This window comes from Thermodesulfobacteriota bacterium (assembly GCA_031082315.1).
Lineage (GTDB): Bacteria > Desulfobacterota > QYQD01 > QYQD01 > QYQD01 > QYQD01.
On the sequence record JAVHLC010000002.1, the window covers coordinates 228883 to 243941 of the forward strand.

15 protein-coding genes are annotated in these 15059 nt (G+C 49.7%); all 15 read right to left on the reverse strand.

Features of this window, described 5'->3' with window-relative positions; translation table 11 throughout:
* Nucleotides 1-38: 38 nt before the first annotated feature.
* Nucleotides 39-1727: a biosynthetic-type acetolactate synthase large subunit gene (gene ilvB, locus RDU59_02920; protein ID MDQ7837428.1), complete on the reverse strand. Its 1689-nt coding sequence runs from the start codon at nt 1725-1727 to the stop codon at nt 39-41.
* Nucleotides 1728-1736: 9 nt separating this feature from the next.
* Nucleotides 1737-1955 carry a DUF465 domain-containing protein gene (locus tag RDU59_02925; GenBank protein MDQ7837429.1) on the reverse strand — a complete coding sequence of 73 codons (219 nt, stop codon included), beginning with the start codon at nt 1953-1955 and terminating at the stop codon, nt 1737-1739.
* Nucleotides 1956-2068: 113 nt separating this feature from the next.
* On the reverse strand, nt 2069-2773 hold the full coding sequence (gene tsaB, locus RDU59_02930; GenBank protein MDQ7837430.1) for a tRNA (adenosine(37)-N6)-threonylcarbamoyltransferase complex dimerization subunit type 1 TsaB: 705 nt from the start codon (nt 2771-2773) through the stop codon (nt 2069-2071).
* 16 nt (nt 2774-2789) lie between these two features.
* Nucleotides 2790-3857: an RIP metalloprotease RseP gene (gene rseP, locus RDU59_02935; GenBank protein MDQ7837431.1), complete on the reverse strand. Its 1068-nt coding sequence runs from the start codon at nt 3855-3857 to the stop codon at nt 2790-2792.
* Between the two features lie 133 nt (nt 3858-3990).
* Nucleotides 3991-5169 (reverse strand): 1-deoxy-D-xylulose-5-phosphate reductoisomerase, encoded by a 1179-nt coding sequence (locus RDU59_02940; GenBank protein ID MDQ7837432.1) that lies wholly within the window; start codon nt 5167-5169, stop codon nt 3991-3993.
* Nucleotides 5170-5191: 22 nt separating this feature from the next.
* Nucleotides 5192-5998, reverse strand: coding sequence for a phosphatidate cytidylyltransferase (locus tag RDU59_02945; protein ID MDQ7837433.1), 807 nt, complete (start codon nt 5996-5998; stop codon nt 5192-5194).
* Nucleotides 5985-6755 (reverse strand): isoprenyl transferase, encoded by a 771-nt coding sequence (locus tag RDU59_02950; protein MDQ7837434.1) that lies wholly within the window; start codon nt 6753-6755, stop codon nt 5985-5987. The genes RDU59_02945 and RDU59_02950 overlap by 14 nt, the downstream gene beginning before the upstream one ends.
* 85 nt (nt 6756-6840) lie before the next feature.
* Nucleotides 6841-7398: a ribosome recycling factor gene (gene frr / locus RDU59_02955; GenBank protein ID MDQ7837435.1), complete on the reverse strand. Its 558-nt coding sequence runs from the start codon at nt 7396-7398 to the stop codon at nt 6841-6843.
* On the reverse strand, nt 7395-8120 hold the full coding sequence (pyrH, locus tag RDU59_02960) for a UMP kinase (protein ID MDQ7837436.1): 726 nt from the start codon (nt 8118-8120) through the stop codon (nt 7395-7397). The genes frr and pyrH overlap by 4 nt, the downstream gene beginning before the upstream one ends.
* A gap of 2 nt (nt 8121-8122) precedes the next feature.
* A complete protein-coding gene (gene tsf / locus RDU59_02965) occupies nt 8123-8752 on the reverse strand; it encodes a translation elongation factor Ts (GenBank protein MDQ7837437.1) in 630 nt (209 codons plus the stop codon).
* Nucleotides 8753-8903: 151 nt separating this feature from the next.
* Complete coding sequence (gene rpsB / locus RDU59_02970; protein ID MDQ7837438.1) at nt 8904-9707, reverse strand: 30S ribosomal protein S2; 804 nt, start codon at nt 9705-9707, stop codon at nt 8904-8906.
* A gap of 358 nt (nt 9708-10065) precedes the next feature.
* Nucleotides 10066-11244 carry a bifunctional glutamate N-acetyltransferase/amino-acid acetyltransferase ArgJ gene (gene argJ / locus RDU59_02975; GenBank protein ID MDQ7837439.1) on the reverse strand — a complete coding sequence of 393 codons (1179 nt, stop codon included), beginning with the start codon at nt 11242-11244 and terminating at the stop codon, nt 10066-10068.
* 7 nt (nt 11245-11251) lie between these two features.
* On the reverse strand, nt 11252-13780 hold the full coding sequence (gene secA / locus RDU59_02980) for a preprotein translocase subunit SecA (GenBank protein ID MDQ7837440.1): 2529 nt from the start codon (nt 13778-13780) through the stop codon (nt 11252-11254).
* Nucleotides 13781-13948: 168 nt separating this feature from the next.
* Entirely contained in the window at nt 13949-14404 is a 456-nt protein-coding gene (locus tag RDU59_02985; GenBank protein MDQ7837441.1) for an N-acetyltransferase, read from the reverse strand.
* A 3-nt stretch (nt 14405-14407) separates the two neighbouring features.
* The gene (locus RDU59_02990) at nt 14408-15055 is read right to left on the reverse strand and encodes an SPOR domain-containing protein (GenBank protein MDQ7837442.1); all 648 of its coding nucleotides are present in this window, start codon (nt 15053-15055) and stop codon (nt 14408-14410) included.
* Nucleotides 15056-15059 lie beyond the last annotated feature (4 nt).

The following is a 15059-nucleotide window of genomic DNA, read 5'->3' on the forward strand; positions in this document are numbered from 1 at the left end:
ACGTTCATCTGCGTCCGAAATTGGGAATTTCTGCACTGTTAAACTAAGAGCATTTCGGTAGTTGCCTTACCGGCCGGCACCATGGGATAAACCTTTTCTTCATGCGGAATGACAAACTCCATAATCACAAGGTTTGGGGTCTTCAAGGCCTTTTTAATAACCGGCACTACCTCTTCGGGTTTGGTGGCCCGGAGCCCCACCGCGCCATAAGCCTCAGCCAATTTAACGAAATCAGGTGCGGTAGCCATTGAGGTGGCTGCATACCGTTTTCCATAAAATAGTTCTTGCCATTGGCGCACCATACCCAGATATTGATTATTTAGGATAGCAATTTTTACCGGCAACCGCTGTTCCATAGCCGTGGCCATCTCCTGGATGTTCATCTGAATACTACCGTCTCCGGCTATGTCTATGACTATCCGATCCGGCGCTGCCAACTGGGCCCCGATGGCGGCCGGGAATCCATATCCCATAACTCCCAGACCACCCGAGGTCATAAGTGAACGCGGCTCGGCAAACTTATAAAATTGCGCGGCCCACATCTGGTTTTGACCGACTTCTGTGGTAATAATCGCCTTGCCCTTCGTGAGTTCATAAAGTTTTTCTACTACATATTGCGGTTTTATCACTCCCTTTTCTTCCTTATAGGAAAGGGGATGTTTTTTATCCCAATCACGCACCTGGGCCAGCCACTCTTCATGTTTTTCTTTCCAGTTTATATCCTTTTCCCTTTTGAGGAAAGTGACGAGCTTTCCAAGGGCGTTTTTGCAGTCAGCCACTATCGGCACATCCACCCTGACATTTTTGCTGATGGAGGTGGGATCAATATCAATATGAATAATCTTGGCATGGGAAGCAAAGGCATCCAGCTTACCGGTAACCCGGTCGTCAAAGCGGGCCCCTACCGCGATAAGGAGGTCACAATTCGCCACAGCCATATTCGAACAATAGGTGCCATGCATTCCCAGCATCCCCATCCACAGCGGATGCGTGCCCGGAAACCCGCCCAAACCCATCAAAGTAGCAGTAGTCGGTATCTGCGCGAGAGTGGCCAGCCCGGTCAACTCGGCTGCCGCATTGGAGGCTATGATCCCGCCGCCGACGTAAAGCACAGGGCGACTGGATTGAACGATTAACTTGCCGGCCTTTTCTATCTGGCCCACATGTGCCCCATAGGTTGGATTGTAGGTACGCATACTGATTGTTTCCGGATACTTAAATTCAGTCCTATCAACCATTACGTCCTTTGGCAAATCCATTAACACCGGGCCGGGCCGTCCTGATCTGGCCAGGTGAAAGGCCTCTCTCACGGTCTGGGCCACATCCTTAACACTCTTCACCAGATAATTGTGTTTAGTACATGGCCGGGTAATGCCGACGATATCCACCTCCTGAAAGGCGTCATTACCAATGAGCTTGGTAGGCACCTGACCGGTCATAACCACCACGGGGATGGAGTCCCCATAAGCTGATGCAATGCCGGTAACCGTGTTTGTAGCTCCCGGCCCGGAGGTGACGAGAACTACACCCACTTTGCCGGTTACACGGGCATAGGCATCAGCGGCATGTACCGCAGCCTGCTCATGCCTTACCAGTACGTGACGGATAGAAGACTTCATGAGTTCGTCATAGATGTCTATTACCGCCCCACCCGGAAATCCAAAGATCAGATCCACGCCTTCCTTTTTCAAACATTCGATCAAAATCTGTGCGCCTGTCAGTTTCATAGTAATCACCTACCGATACTTGGCCAATATGGCCATTATTTTATCCTTCTCGGCTAGTTTCAACTTCTGAATACGCTTCTTCTCCATGGTTTCTTCTGTGGTTAGATAGGGCCTCTGATTAAACTCCTCCAGTTTTCTCTCCAGAGATTGATGTTCTTTTGCCGCCCTCTTAAGCTCTTCATCTTTGTCTATCCAAAGGGCCATCAACGCCTTGTCTTTTTCTTCCATATCTTATTACCATCCCTTGCGCGTCAGACTTTGTTCACTATAAGAAATAACCATCTGATTTGTCAACTGATTATCATCGATTTTAGCATATTTGTTTTATGCCTTAAAGCTGATCAGGATATGTCCCCATCTTTTCCGGCCCATTTTAGCTCGGCCTCGGATGGCCGGATATATGCAGGAACCATGGTAATAATATCGGCCTGCTCTCCGGCCTTAAACTTCTCTGCCGCCAGGAAAGCCACATTAGAAGCCCGGATAAAAGAAAAGGGGCCGGGAGCAAAGAATGCCTTGTCACCAAGCTCCTTTTCAAAGAATTCGCCGTAAGACCGGGCGCCATCTCCAACCAGTATCACCCGTTCTTTTATCCGTACGACAAGGTCCTGCGGCGAAAGGGCTAACTCAGGGGAGGTCTTTATCAGCCGGCCATCCTCATTTGGGTAATAAGCAGCCGTAAAAACCTCTTTCTTTCGGGCATCAATAACGGGAAACACCGGGCGGTCAGCCACGGGAAGGTTTGCGGCCAGCGCATCCAGGCTTGATATGCCCACGACCGGTTTCCCGGTGGCCAGGGCCAGTCCCTTGAAAGTAGCCAGGCCAATCCGGATACCTGTAAAGCTGCCCGGCCCTATAGTCACGGCCAGACCATCAATATCGTTAAGGGCTAATCCGGTTTGGGCCAAAAGATGCTCTACCGCCTGCAATAAACGCCGGCTGTGCGTCTCTTTGCTGAAGAGGCTGTATTCAGCCAGCACCGCTCCGTTATCCGTGAGGGCTACGCTACCGGTATGAGTAGACGTATCGACAGCCAGAATCTTCAAATATTACCTGCCCTATTCACCCTTTTACCAGGAGGCGAAGGATATCATTGTAAAAGACCACGGCCATAAGGGAAATAAGAATAACCAGCCCGACTTGCTGAGCAATCTCTCTTTTTTTGAGGCTGACCGGACGCCCCAGGACCAGCTCAATGCCCAGGAAAAGAAGATGTCCACCATCCAGTATAGGTATAGGCAATAAGTTTAGAACACCCAGATTGATGCTCAATAAGGCCACAAAGAAGAGAAGAGGAACCACCCCTGCCTGTGCCTGCTCACCGGCTAATTGAGCAATAAGAATAGGTCCCCCCAAGGTGGATATGGGCACAATCCGCTGTACCAGTTTTATTATACTTAGATATGTTATATAGACAATTTTCCCGGTCCGGTCGATTCCGGCTACAAACGCTTCGAGGGGATTCATCCTGTCCATAATAATGTGATCAGAGGCCGATATCCCGATCACCGGAACCGTAACTTCCTCACCAAATATGTTGCGATGCGCAGTTATAACCGGTGTTATCTGTACCCTGAAGGCCTTGCCGTCGCGCACCGCATAAATATCCAGCGGCTGTTTACCGCCCTTGCGTACCATCCCGGCAAGTTCATCCCACTCTTTTACGTGACGGCCATTGATGTGGGTGATCCGGTCGCCGGGCCTAAGGCCGGCCTCCTGTGCCGGCAGCCCGTCTTGCACGCCACCTATAGTCGCCGGTAGTGTAGGTTGCCCAAAGGCCATAAAAGTGACAAAAAATATGAAAAAGGCAAAAATAAGATTAGAAAAAGGCCCTGCCGCTACAATAAGACCCCGTTGCCACAATTTTTTATGGATAAAAGACCTAGCCTCTTCATCGGCTTCAACGGTTTCCCCCGGGTTTTCACCAAAAAGTTTAACATAACCACCAAGGGGCACGGCTGATATACGATATTCCGTTTCACCAACTACCTTGCCCCATATCCTGGGGCCAAAACCCAAAGAAAATTTTTCTACCCTGACCTTAAAGACTTTGGCCAGCAAGAAATGCCCCAGTTCATGCACCAGGATCAATACGCCCAGGACTATTATCACGGTAAAAACAGTCGTCATCTATCCTCTTTCCCTACACACGGTATTTCAAAACCTAACCACAGAGTACACAGAGAATTTATTTAACTTGATTTCCCGGTAGCCTAACAGGGTTCCTCTTGCCATTGCAGGCGTGTGAGCCGCTGCTCCTACATTATAACCTATGCTCTCTGCATGAATACGTTTTAACCTCTTCTTCGGCCTGGATTCTGGCCAAATGATCCGCTGCCATGACGTCTTCCAGTGAATTAACTGCTGAGGCTTCCGAACCATACATCGTGCCTTCCACGACACGGGCAATATCCGTGAATCTTATGCGGCCTTCGAGAAAGGCATCTACCGCTACCTCATTGGCCGCATTAAGGACAACGGGCAGGGTCCCTCCCTGCTTACAAGCCGCATACGCCAGCCGCAGGCATGGAAATTTGTCCATATCCGGTTCTAAAAAAGTCAGGTTATTTACTGATGGAAGATCCAGCCGGGGAAGCCCCATATCGATCCGCTCCGGGGCGGAAAGGGCATAGGCAATCGGAATACGCATGTCCGGTATGCCCAGTTGAGCAATTATAGAACCATCTATATACTCCACCATAGAATGCACTATACTCTGTGGGTGTATTTGCACGACTATCTGCTCGACGGAGAGATCAAAAAGCCATTTAGCCTCTATAACCTCCAGTCCCTTGTTCATTAAGGAGGCAGAGTCAATCGTTATCTTCCTGCCCATTTGCCAGTTGGGATGTTTTAAGGCCTCGGCCGGGGTTATATTATGCAACATCTCATAAGAATAATGCAAGAACGGTCCGCCTGAGGCTGTGAGTATAATCCTCCTGACATCTTCTTTACGGTGTCCTAACAGGGACTGGAAAATAGCGCCATGCTCACTATCAACAGGGTTAATGGAGACGCCCTTATCCTTGGCTGCTTTCATAATCAGCGAACCGGCGGTAACCAGGACCTCTTTATTGGCCAGGGCAATATTCTTCCCCGCACAGATGGCCTCGTAAGTGGGCACGAGACCGGCGGCACCCACCATAGCCGAGACAACCATATCAACTTCCGGCAGCGTAGCCACTTCTCTACATCCGTTTATACCGGAAGCAACCTCCACGCCCAGCCCCGCTGGCATTCGGGCCTTTAACTCCACAGCCAGTCTCTCATCCTGGACAGAAACCAAGCGCGGCCTAAAGCGTTCAATCTGTTCTATCAACAATCCGATGTTCTTGCCGGCAGAAAGTCCGGCTACCTGGAAACGTTCCGGAAAACGCGCTGCCACTTCCAACACGTTGCGCCCAATGGACCCGGTAGAACCCAGGATAGATAATCTTTTCAATGTGGCATACCTTTACTGCAAATTAGGGCCGGATGAAAAACACCAGCTCATAAAACAGGACGGGTGCGGCCAGAATAACCCCATCTATGCGATCCAGCATCCCCCCATGCCCTGGAAAGAGTTTGCCTGAATCTTTCACCTGGGCAGAACGTTTAAACATGGACTCCACAAGGTCTCCAATTTGAGCGGTAATTCCCAGGGAAAGGGCCAGAAAAATAACCTGTCTCACAGTTATCCAAGGGAAAAAATGGATGCTCATGAGATAGGCCGCCCCGATACTGGCCGCCAGCCCCCCGATAGCCCCCTCTATGGTCTTTCCCGGACTTACACGCGGATAAAGCTTATGACGTCCCAAGGGAACACCTACGCAGTAAGCGCCGGCATCACCTGCAAAGACTACAGCCAAAAGAAATAAAATCCAGATACGTCCCAGGGCCAGATGTCTTATAAAAACCAGGTGGGATAGGGAAAAGGCCACATATACCAGACCGGCAATGAAGACGCCCATTGAATAAATGACCCTGGGATGAGGCTCATAATTGAACAAATAGTATGCAAGACTCAAGGCCGTGATTAAAAAAAGCACTGCCAGGGTGCAGGGGAAGGAAAAATTATAACTGGAAAGGACGATGAGGCTGCCTAACAACATGCCGAAATAAACCGGGAGGGAGAGATCGGTTCTCCTGGCCAGGGCGTAGTACTCCAGCAAACTAATCGCCACAGTGGCCAAAATCACCAACAAAAAAACAGACCTGGGCCCATACCATATAACGGCTATTAGAAGGGGCGTAGCAATCAGGGCGGTTATTATACGTTTAAGGTGCTGCATAGCTACCCTTAATTTGTTCACTGGTCAGGCCAAAACGCCGCTCTCTTTCCTGGTAATCCAGAAGGGCCCTTATGAGGTCCTCTCTACGAAAGTCCGGCCATAAGACGTCGGTGATATAATTTTCCGTATAGGCCATTTGCCAGAGGAGAAAATTGCTTAAGCGGTATTCTCCGCTTGTTCTTATAAGGAAGTCCGGATCAGGCAGTCCGGCGGCGGCGGTATCCAGGGTCTGGCTTATATATCCTTCGCTTATTTCATCCGGTAGCAGGGCACCCTGGTTTACCCTGCGCGCGATCTCCCGCACGGCACGCACGATCTCATCACGGCCGCTGTAACTTAATGCCAGGGTGAGAACCATATCCTGATTAGACTCTGTTTGTTTAACCGTACGCAATAAGACCTCATAAACTGGCCGGGGGAGCCTTTTTATCTCCCCGATAGCCCTTAGCGATATCCCGTTGGCGAGCATCTCCGCCAGTTCTTTTTCTAAGTAATCAGAAAGGAGACCCATAAGGGCATTGACTTCACCTGGCGGGCGTTGCCAGTTTTCCTGAGAAAAGGCATATAAGGTAAGAAACTTAATCCCTATCTCCCGACAAGTCCGGACTACCTCGCGCACAGATTCAACACCTTGCCGGTGCCCGGCAATACGGGGAAAAGAACGCAATTTCGCCCAGCGTCCATTTCCATCCATGATTATGGCTAAGTGCCGGGGCAATTTTTTTGGATCTAACAACGGACTATCTGAATGAGGCAAAGTCTGCGACCCCTACATCGAGAGATAACTTAGGGAATGACCGGATAATTTCCAGGGAGAGAAAATACACTTAAATGGCTATTTATTAAAACGCCAATATCTCTTTCTCCTTTTCAGCGTAAAGCTGCTCCACTTTTTTAATATAATTATCTGTTATCTTTTGTACCTCTTCCTGCACGGCAAAGGCTTCATCCTCTGAAATTATCTTTTCTTTTTTTAAACCCTTAAGTTCTTCATTGGCATCGCGGCGTATATTCCGAAGGATAACCCGGTATTCCTCGGTGGTTTTTTTAACCAATTTAACGATCTCTTTCCGCCGTTCTTCTGTAAGAGGCGGTATGGCTATCCGTATAATTTTCCCGTCATTTGCCGGTGTCAACCCCAGTTCTGATTTAAGTATGGCCCGCTCAATATTGGCCAGGGCATTGGTATCCCAGGGCTGAATAGTAATAAGCCTGGGTTCCGGCACAGTAAGAGAGGCCACCTGGCTAAGCGGCAACATGGAGCCATAATAGTCCACTTTAATGCCGTCAAAGAGGGAAACAGATGCCCTTCCGGTACGCATCCTGGCCAGCTCATGTTTAAAAACCTCAATGGTCTTTTCCATTTTAGCCTTTAAATCTTTTAAGACTTCGTCCTTCATGGTTCGGCGCCCTGCACTGTTGTTCCGACCGGTTTTCCAAGAATAGCTTTTTTAATATTTCCCTTTTTTTGAATATTAAAGATTATTATAGGCTTTTGATGATCCATAGCTAAAGAAATAGCCGTGGCATCCATAACGCGTAATTTTCTCTGCAATACATCCAGGTAGGTCAAGTTGCGAAACATCCTGGCATTTTTATCTTTAAGAGGGTCCCGATCATAGACCCCGTCCACTCGCGTGGCCTTAAGAATAACATCGGCGTGAATCTCCATGGCGCGGAGGGCGGCGGTGGTGTCCGTGGTAAAATAGGGGTTACCGGTACCGGCTCCAAATATAACCACCCTTCCTTTTTCCAGATGCCGGATCGAGCGCCGTCTTATGTAGGGTTCGGCTACTTCCCGCATCTCAATAGCGGTTTGCACCCGGGTCTGGACGCCTTTTTTTTCCAGGGCATCCTGCAGGGCCAAGGCATTTATCACCGTAGCCAACATGCCCATATAGTCGGCAGAAGCCCTATCCATACCCTGGGAAGCACCGGCTATGCCCCGAAAGATATTGCCGCCGCCAATGACCACCGCCAGTTGTACGCCCAGTCCCATTATCTCTTTAATCTCTTCGGAAATAAAAGTCAGGACATCGTGGCTTATGCCAAATGATTGACCGCCCAACAGGGCCTCACCGCTTAATTTTAGCAAGACTCGTTTATACTTGGGGGTCATCAGACCTATTCACCATTTTCACCGAGCTGATACCGCGTAAAACGCCGAACAGATACGTTTTCTCCGGTCTTGGTTATTAACTCATTTAAGACATCCTGAATGGTAAGGTCGGGATCGCGTACATATTTCTGCTCCAAGAGGCAGATTTCACCATAATATTTTTCTAGTCGCCCTTCAACTATCTTGTCCAGGATCTTCTCCGGCTTTCCGGTTTCAACAGCCTGGGCCCGGTAAATCTCCTTCTCTTTTTCTATTACCGCGGCATGGACATCCTCTCTGCGTAGATAAATCGGATTGGCCGCAGCGACATGCATGGCTATATTCTTAACAAATTCCTGGAATTGGTCTGTCTTGGCCACAAAATCTGTTTCACAGTTGACCTCTACCAACACGCCTATCTTGCCGCCGGCATGGATATACGCCCGAACAGATCCTTCGGTCATCGCCCGGCCCGCGCGTTTAACGGCCACGGCCAATCCCTTTTTGCGAAGGTAGGCAATTGCCTTTTCCATATCTCCCTGACATTCCTTAAGGGCTAACTTACAATCCATAATGCCCGCATTGGTCTTATCGCGTAATTCCTTTATAGTATTTGCCGAAATTTCCACTATACTTACCCCCTTAAAACTAGACATCTCGTATCAGTTTAGCCCCTTGAAAGGATTGACTAAACTTTAATACAAAATTTAAATTTAAAATTGCAAAATTTGCATTTTGTACTTTTCATTTTTCAATGAGATTTACCGTGCTTTTCCAAGACGCTAACTTGTTACGACATCTCGAAAATTAACCTTCATCCTCTGCCGAGGCCGGTAACAATTCTTCTTGTGGCCCAGTATCCCCTGTCAACCCTACCGGCTCGGTCTCCGCCGCAGTCTTATCAGTTACGGCCTGAAGGGCCTCCTCTAAACGCCCCTTGCCTTCTAAGCAGGCATCGGCCATTCGTGAGGTAAGAAGTCTGATAGCCCTTATCGCATCATCATTTCCGGGTATCAGGTAATCAATCCCGTCGGGATCACAATTAGTATCGACTATAGCAACAACAGGAATACCCAGCTTTCGGGCCTCGGTTATGGCGATATACTCCTTCCTGGGATCAACCACAAAGAGGGCCCCGGGCAATTTTCCCATCTCTTTAATACCCCCCAGTGATTTTTCTAATTTAACAATCTCCTTCTCCATTTGAAGGATTTCTTTCTTTTTAAAGCGATGGATACTTCCATCCTCTTTCATGGCTTCCAGGGTCTTAAGGCGGTCGATGCTTTTACGGATAGTCTGGAAATTAGTCAGGGTGCCGCCCAACCAGCGACTGTTCACATAAAACATACCGCAGCGGCTGGCCTCTTCTGCAATAGACTCCTGGGCCTGTTTCTTTGTCCCCACAAATAAAACAGGTTTCCCCCCAGTCGCCGCCTGCACAATAAAATCGTAAGCAGTCTTGAATAATTGCACGGTCTTTTGCAGGTCAATAATATAAATGCCGTTTCTAGTGCCAAAAATGTAAGGTTTCATCTTGGGATTCCACCGCCTGGTCTGGTGACCAAAGTGGACCCCGGCTTCTAATAATTGTTTCATGGTAACATAAGACATAATATTCCTCCTGTTCCCTGGTTAGTTCCACCACCCCCCGCATCTCACCGTTAACCCCGCCCGAGGCGGACACCAAGGTTAATCAGAGGGTGTGTGTATTTAAAACGTTGCTTTTTAACACAAAAATGACGCCTTTGCAATTAAAATCAATTTTGGATTTTTCCCACATTTTTATGGAAGCCATTATTCCTGAGCGTAACTTGCTGGAGCAGTGGGGCACACTTCGAGGGCGAGCAGGAAGGGGAAAACCAGCCCTTTAGAGGCTGGAAGGGGCAACCCTTCCCCGCCTGCGAGTCCCGAAAGGGTCACTCGCGCAAGCCGTGAAGTGAAGGAATGACGGCTCCCATTTCTAGACGGATCAGCTGCGATATGAGGCATTTATACGCACATAATCCGCTGACAGGTCGCATGTCCAGACGTTAAAATCACAAGAACCTCTGCCCATGTCTATGTGCAGGATAAATTCCTCCTGACGCATAGCCCCGGTAGCCGCCATTTCTGCCTCCGGTCCGCAGCCCAGGCCGTTTTTAACCAGGGGGAACGTGTTTATAGCAACGCTCACCCTCCCCGGATCCATGGGGACACCGGACCTTCCCAGAGCGGCCATAATTCGCCCCCAGTTAGCGTCTTCCCCAAACAGCGCTGTCTTTACCAGGCTGGAATTAGCCACGGCGTAAGCGGCCTTACGGGCCTCGCCAACAGTGCCGGCGCCGGTGACACGAACCTCCACCAGCTTTGTGGCTCCCTCGCCATCCCGTACGATCATCCTGGCCAGGTCTATAAGAAGCTCGCCCAGCAGCTTTTCAAAGACGCTTCTGCCCGCAGAATCGTCAATATCTATACGCTTATTATTGGCTTCGCCACTGGTCAGGATTATCACCGAATCGTTAGTGCTCATATCTCCATCTACCGTGATCCGGTTAAAAGACAGCGAAACCGCGCACTGCAAAGATGCCCTCAGGGCATCGGCCCTTATGGCGGCGTCGGTCATGACAAAACAGAGCATGGTCGCCATCTGCGGCATAATCATCCCTGCCCCTTTGGCTATAGCCGCCATACGGATGGGAACGCCATCGATATTACCTTCGCGAAAGGCTGTCTTAGGCATCTTATCTGTAGTCAGGATAGCCCGGCTGACCTCAGCCAGGCGGTTCGGCGCAAGGGACTGCGCCAAGCGGGGAATGGCCCCTTTAATCCTCTCCATAGGCAGGAACTGACCAATAACGCCGGTCGAGGCCACCAGCGCCAGTTTTTCTTTTATCTCCAAATGTTTTGCCAGAACACGCGCTGACTCCCGGGCATCCTCCAGCCCCTGCTCTCCGGTACAGGCATTAGCGTTCCCGCTGTTTACAAGGATGGCCTGAGCCGCTCCCCGACGCAGGCGCTCCCGACTTATGATGACCGGCGCAGCCTTGACGCGATTTCTGGTAAATACGCCCGCCGCCACGGCCGGCTTCTCGGCATAAATCAGCCCTACGTCCAAACGCCCCGGCTTTTTGATGGAGGCCCCGGTAGCCGAAAATAAAAAACCTTTTATCTGCTGGTTATTTTTTCCCACAGCACTTTTTATATTTTTTGCCGCTGCCGCACGGGCAGGGTTGATTGCGCCCGATTTTTTCGGCCTGCCGCCGTACAGGTTCTTTCTCTTCTTCACCTTCGTCGCCACGGGTTAAAGAGAACTCCTGCCTTTTGGGACGCTGATAAGTCTCTAAATCCGACTCCCTGGCCAACTGAACGCGGAAGAGGGTAGAGACCGCTTCTTCTTTGATGCGTTCCACCATGGCCATAAACATCTCGTACCCTTCCTTCTTATATTCCTGTAACGGGTCTTTCTGTCCGTAACCACGGAGTCCTATCCCCTCTTTCAGGTGATCCATGTTGAGCAGGTGATCTTTCCAGAGACTATCTACGGTCTGTAAGGTAATAAAACGCTCCAGGGATCGAAACGCTTCCGTACCGAACTCTCTTTCCCTGGCTGCATACGCCTCTTTTACTCTGGCCAGCAGCAGATCTTCCAGGCTGCCCCGGTTAAAATTACGGACTTCTTCAGGGGCAAAGGATAGGTGAATAGAAAACTGGCTGTAACACCGGTCAGCCAATCCCTTTAAATCCCACTCTTCCGGCAGGCTCTTTTCGTCCGCCACGGCATCCACCATAACCGAAACAATATCTTCGATCATTTCTCCGATATATTCCTGCAGGTTATCGCTGCCCAAAATTTCGCGCCTCTGTCTGTATATAACCTCTCTTTGCTGGTTCATGACGTCGTCATATTCCAGGAGACGTTTTCTGATCTCGAAATTCTGGGCCTCTACCCTCTTTTGCGCATTTTCGATGGCTTTAGAAACCAGGGTGTGTTCAATGGGTTGGTCTTCTTCCATACCCAGTTTGTCCATGATAGAGGAGATACGTTCCGAACCGAATATGCGCAACAGGTCATCTTCTAAAGAAAGATAAAACCGCGAAGAACCTTGGTCGCCCTGACGTCCGGCCCGGCCGCGAAGCTGATTATCAATACGCCTGGCCTCGTGTCTCTCGGTGCCCACAATATGCAACCCGCCTAACTCAGGCACACCCTCGCCGAGGACAATATCCGTACCCCGGCCGGCCATATTCGTGGAGAGGGTTACGGCCCCTTGCTGCCCGGCCCGGGACACGATCTCCGCCTCCTTTTCATGGTGTTTGGCGTTGAGCACGGAATGCCTGATGCCTTCCTTGCGTAAGAGGCTGCTCAAGCGTTCTGATTTCTCAATCGATATAGTTCCCACCAGCACTGGCTGCCCCTTGGCATGGAGTTCTTTTATTTCACGTGAGACAGCCTTGAACTTTTCATTCTCTGTCTTATAGATAGCATCCGGATAATCGGTGCGGATCATAGGCATATTGGAGGGGATAATGACTACCTCAAGATTGTAGATCTTCTGAAACTCCACCGCTTCAGTATCTGCCGTACCGGTCATGCCGGCCAGTTTCTCATACATGCGGAAATAATTCTGAAAGGTAACGGAGGCCAGGGTCTGGTTCTCACTCTCAATTTTAACTTCTTCCTTGGCTTCCAGGGCCTGGTGCAGACCTTCACTGTAGCGGCGACCGGGCATGAGTCGGCCCGTAAACTCATCCACAATAACAACTTCGCCATCTTTGACTATATAATCAACGTCTTTCTTGAAAAGGGTATGGGCCCGCAGGGCCTGGTTCACATGGTGCAATATCTCAATATTTTTAGGATCATATAGATTGTCTATCTTGAGCAATTTTTCCGCCTTGGCCACACCCTCCTCGGTCAGGACCACGGTGCGCGTCTTTTCCTCCACCACGTAGTCTTGTTCTGATCGGAATTTTGGGATAATCTTATCTACACGATAATAAAGTTCTGTGGACTCTTCCGCCGGTCCGGAAATGATAAGCGGAGTACGGGCCTCATCTATAAGGATACTATCGACCTCGTCCACCAAGGCGTAATAAAAATCACGCTGCACAAAATCATCGACGCTAAACTTCATGTTATCACGGAGATAGTCAAACCCGAATTCATTGTTAGTGCCATAAGTAATGTCCGAAAAATAGGCCTGCTTGCGTTCGGCATCGTTCAACCCGTGTACTATTACCCCGACCGAAAGTCCCAGAAATTTATAAATCCCACCCATCCATTCGGCGTCGCGTCTGGCCAGATAATCATTCACGGTCACCACGTGTACGCCCCTTCCGGTAAGGGCGTTGAGATAGACCGGCAAGGTGGCCACCAGAGTCTTCCCTTCGCCCGTTTTCATCTCCGCAATCTTACCTTGGTGTAGGACCATGCCGCCCATAATCTGTACGTCAAAGTGGCGCTGCCCCAGGACCCGCCTGGAAGCTTCCCGGACTGCGGCAAAGGCCTCCGGCAAGAGATCATCGAGAGATTCCCCGTTTGCCAGGCGACTTTTGAATTCTTCCGTCTTCCCCCGTAGCGCATCGTCGCTCAAGGCCTGCACGGACGGCTCAAGACTGTTTATATGGCTGAGCGTTAAGCTTAATCTATTTACTTCCCGCTCATTTTTAGTGCCAAATACCCTGGCTAATAGACTGCCTATCATCTTTACACCGAATAAATAATCATTTTCTATTTAGTTTTCATCCGGAAACTACCGTTTCCGGATTCAGGCTATCAGTATGTTTGTTATTTGTTATCCGTTAACTGTTGTCCGACATTTTCTTTCGGTAAACGGTCAACAGTGAACGGTGGACCGGCTTCATGCTGATAGCTATACCTGTAACAGCAACGCCACCTCATCACATTGAGGGAACTTGTAACATTTTATGCAATCGCTCCAGATCTTTTGCGGCAACGTCGCTTTATCAATCTTTATAAATCCAAGGTGCATAAAGAAATCCGGCCGGTTTGTCAGGGTAAATATCCTGTAAATACCCAGGGTAATGGCCTCGCTGACGCAGGCCTCCACCAGGCTTCTCCCTATTCCACGCCTCTGAAAATCCTCAACTACGGCCAGAGATCTGATCTCTGCAAGGTCTTCCCAGCAGATATGCAAAGCACAGCTAGCTATGACCGGCCCATGGTCGCCATCCTGATAAACGTAGAAATCGCGCAGGTTATCGTAAAGCTCGCTCAACGATCGACCCAATAGATCGCCTTGTTTGGCAAACGTGCTAAGAAATTGATGGATATTGGCGACATCAGATATGCGGGCTTTGCGGATCATCTATTATTCCTTTGCTGCTTTGGCAGCTTCGCCAAGGGGAGCCGGAATGGAAACTGTGGTTATGAACAGCCTAGTGTTTTCCTTCTCTGCTATACGGTCGGCAGCGCTATTGGCGTCGCTTACGGCACTAAACCGCCCGATCTGTACACGGTACCATACACCGGCCCGTGGTATCTCACCCTTGATAATAAAGACCTCATACCCTTTCTTTTCCCACACGGCCTTCAATTCTTCGGCCTTAGCTGCGTCGCGAAGAGAGGCCACCTGTAACGTATAAAAAACATTAGGGGATGGCCTTGTTTTTCCAGCGCCCGTTGCCCCTTCTGCCTGAAGGTTGCCAGGCTCCTCAAGGCCTGGCACGGGTTGACCGCCCCGGTTCATCTCCTGCCCTAAAAGAGCCTCTCCTTGTTGAGTGGTAACCGGCGTCAGGGGTTTATGTTCCTCAGGTTGCTGTCCGCTTTGAGTCGCAGGTGGCGAGGTCATGGCCTCAAGTTCTTTGTTAACACTGCTAAACAGATCCCGGCCTACCCATATGCCAAAGATAAACATCCAGAGAAGGACGCCAAGGGCAGCTATACCTATGGTTACTAACCCGCCCCGGCTGATCTCAAACTGATATATACGTCGGTCTTTCTTCCCTTTAGAAGCCATATTT

Bases quoted from the DNA above. Each gene is read 5' to 3' on its own strand.
- ilvB (MDQ7837428.1), bottom strand. From the start codon at position 1,727: ATGAAACTGACAGGCGCACAGATTTTGATCGAATGTTTGAAAAAGGAA.
- RDU59_02925 (MDQ7837429.1), bottom strand. From the start codon at position 1,955: ATGGAAGAAAAAGACAAGGCGTTGATGGCCCTTTGGATAGACAAAGAT.
- rseP (MDQ7837431.1), bottom strand. From the start codon at position 3,857: ATGACGACTGTTTTTACCGTGATAATAGTCCTGGGCGTATTGATCCTG.
- RDU59_02945 (MDQ7837433.1), bottom strand. From the start codon at position 5,998: ATGCAGCACCTTAAACGTATAATAACCGCCCTGATTGCTACGCCCCTT.
- frr (MDQ7837435.1), bottom strand. From the start codon at position 7,398: ATGAAGGACGAAGTCTTAAAAGATTTAAAGGCTAAAATGGAAAAGACC.
- tsf (MDQ7837437.1), bottom strand. From the start codon at position 8,752: ATGTCTAGTTTTAAGGGGGTAAGTATAGTGGAAATTTCGGCAAATACT.
- rpsB (MDQ7837438.1), bottom strand. From the start codon at position 9,707: ATGTCTTATGTTACCATGAAACAATTATTAGAAGCCGGGGTCCACTTT.
- secA (MDQ7837440.1), bottom strand. From the start codon at position 13,780: ATGATAGGCAGTCTATTAGCCAGGGTATTTGGCACTAAAAATGAGCGG.
- RDU59_02985 (MDQ7837441.1), bottom strand. From the start codon at position 14,404: ATGATCCGCAAAGCCCGCATATCTGATGTCGCCAATATCCATCAATTT.
- RDU59_02990 (MDQ7837442.1), bottom strand. From the start codon at position 15,055: ATGGCTTCTAAAGGGAAGAAAGACCGACGTATATATCAGTTTGAGATC.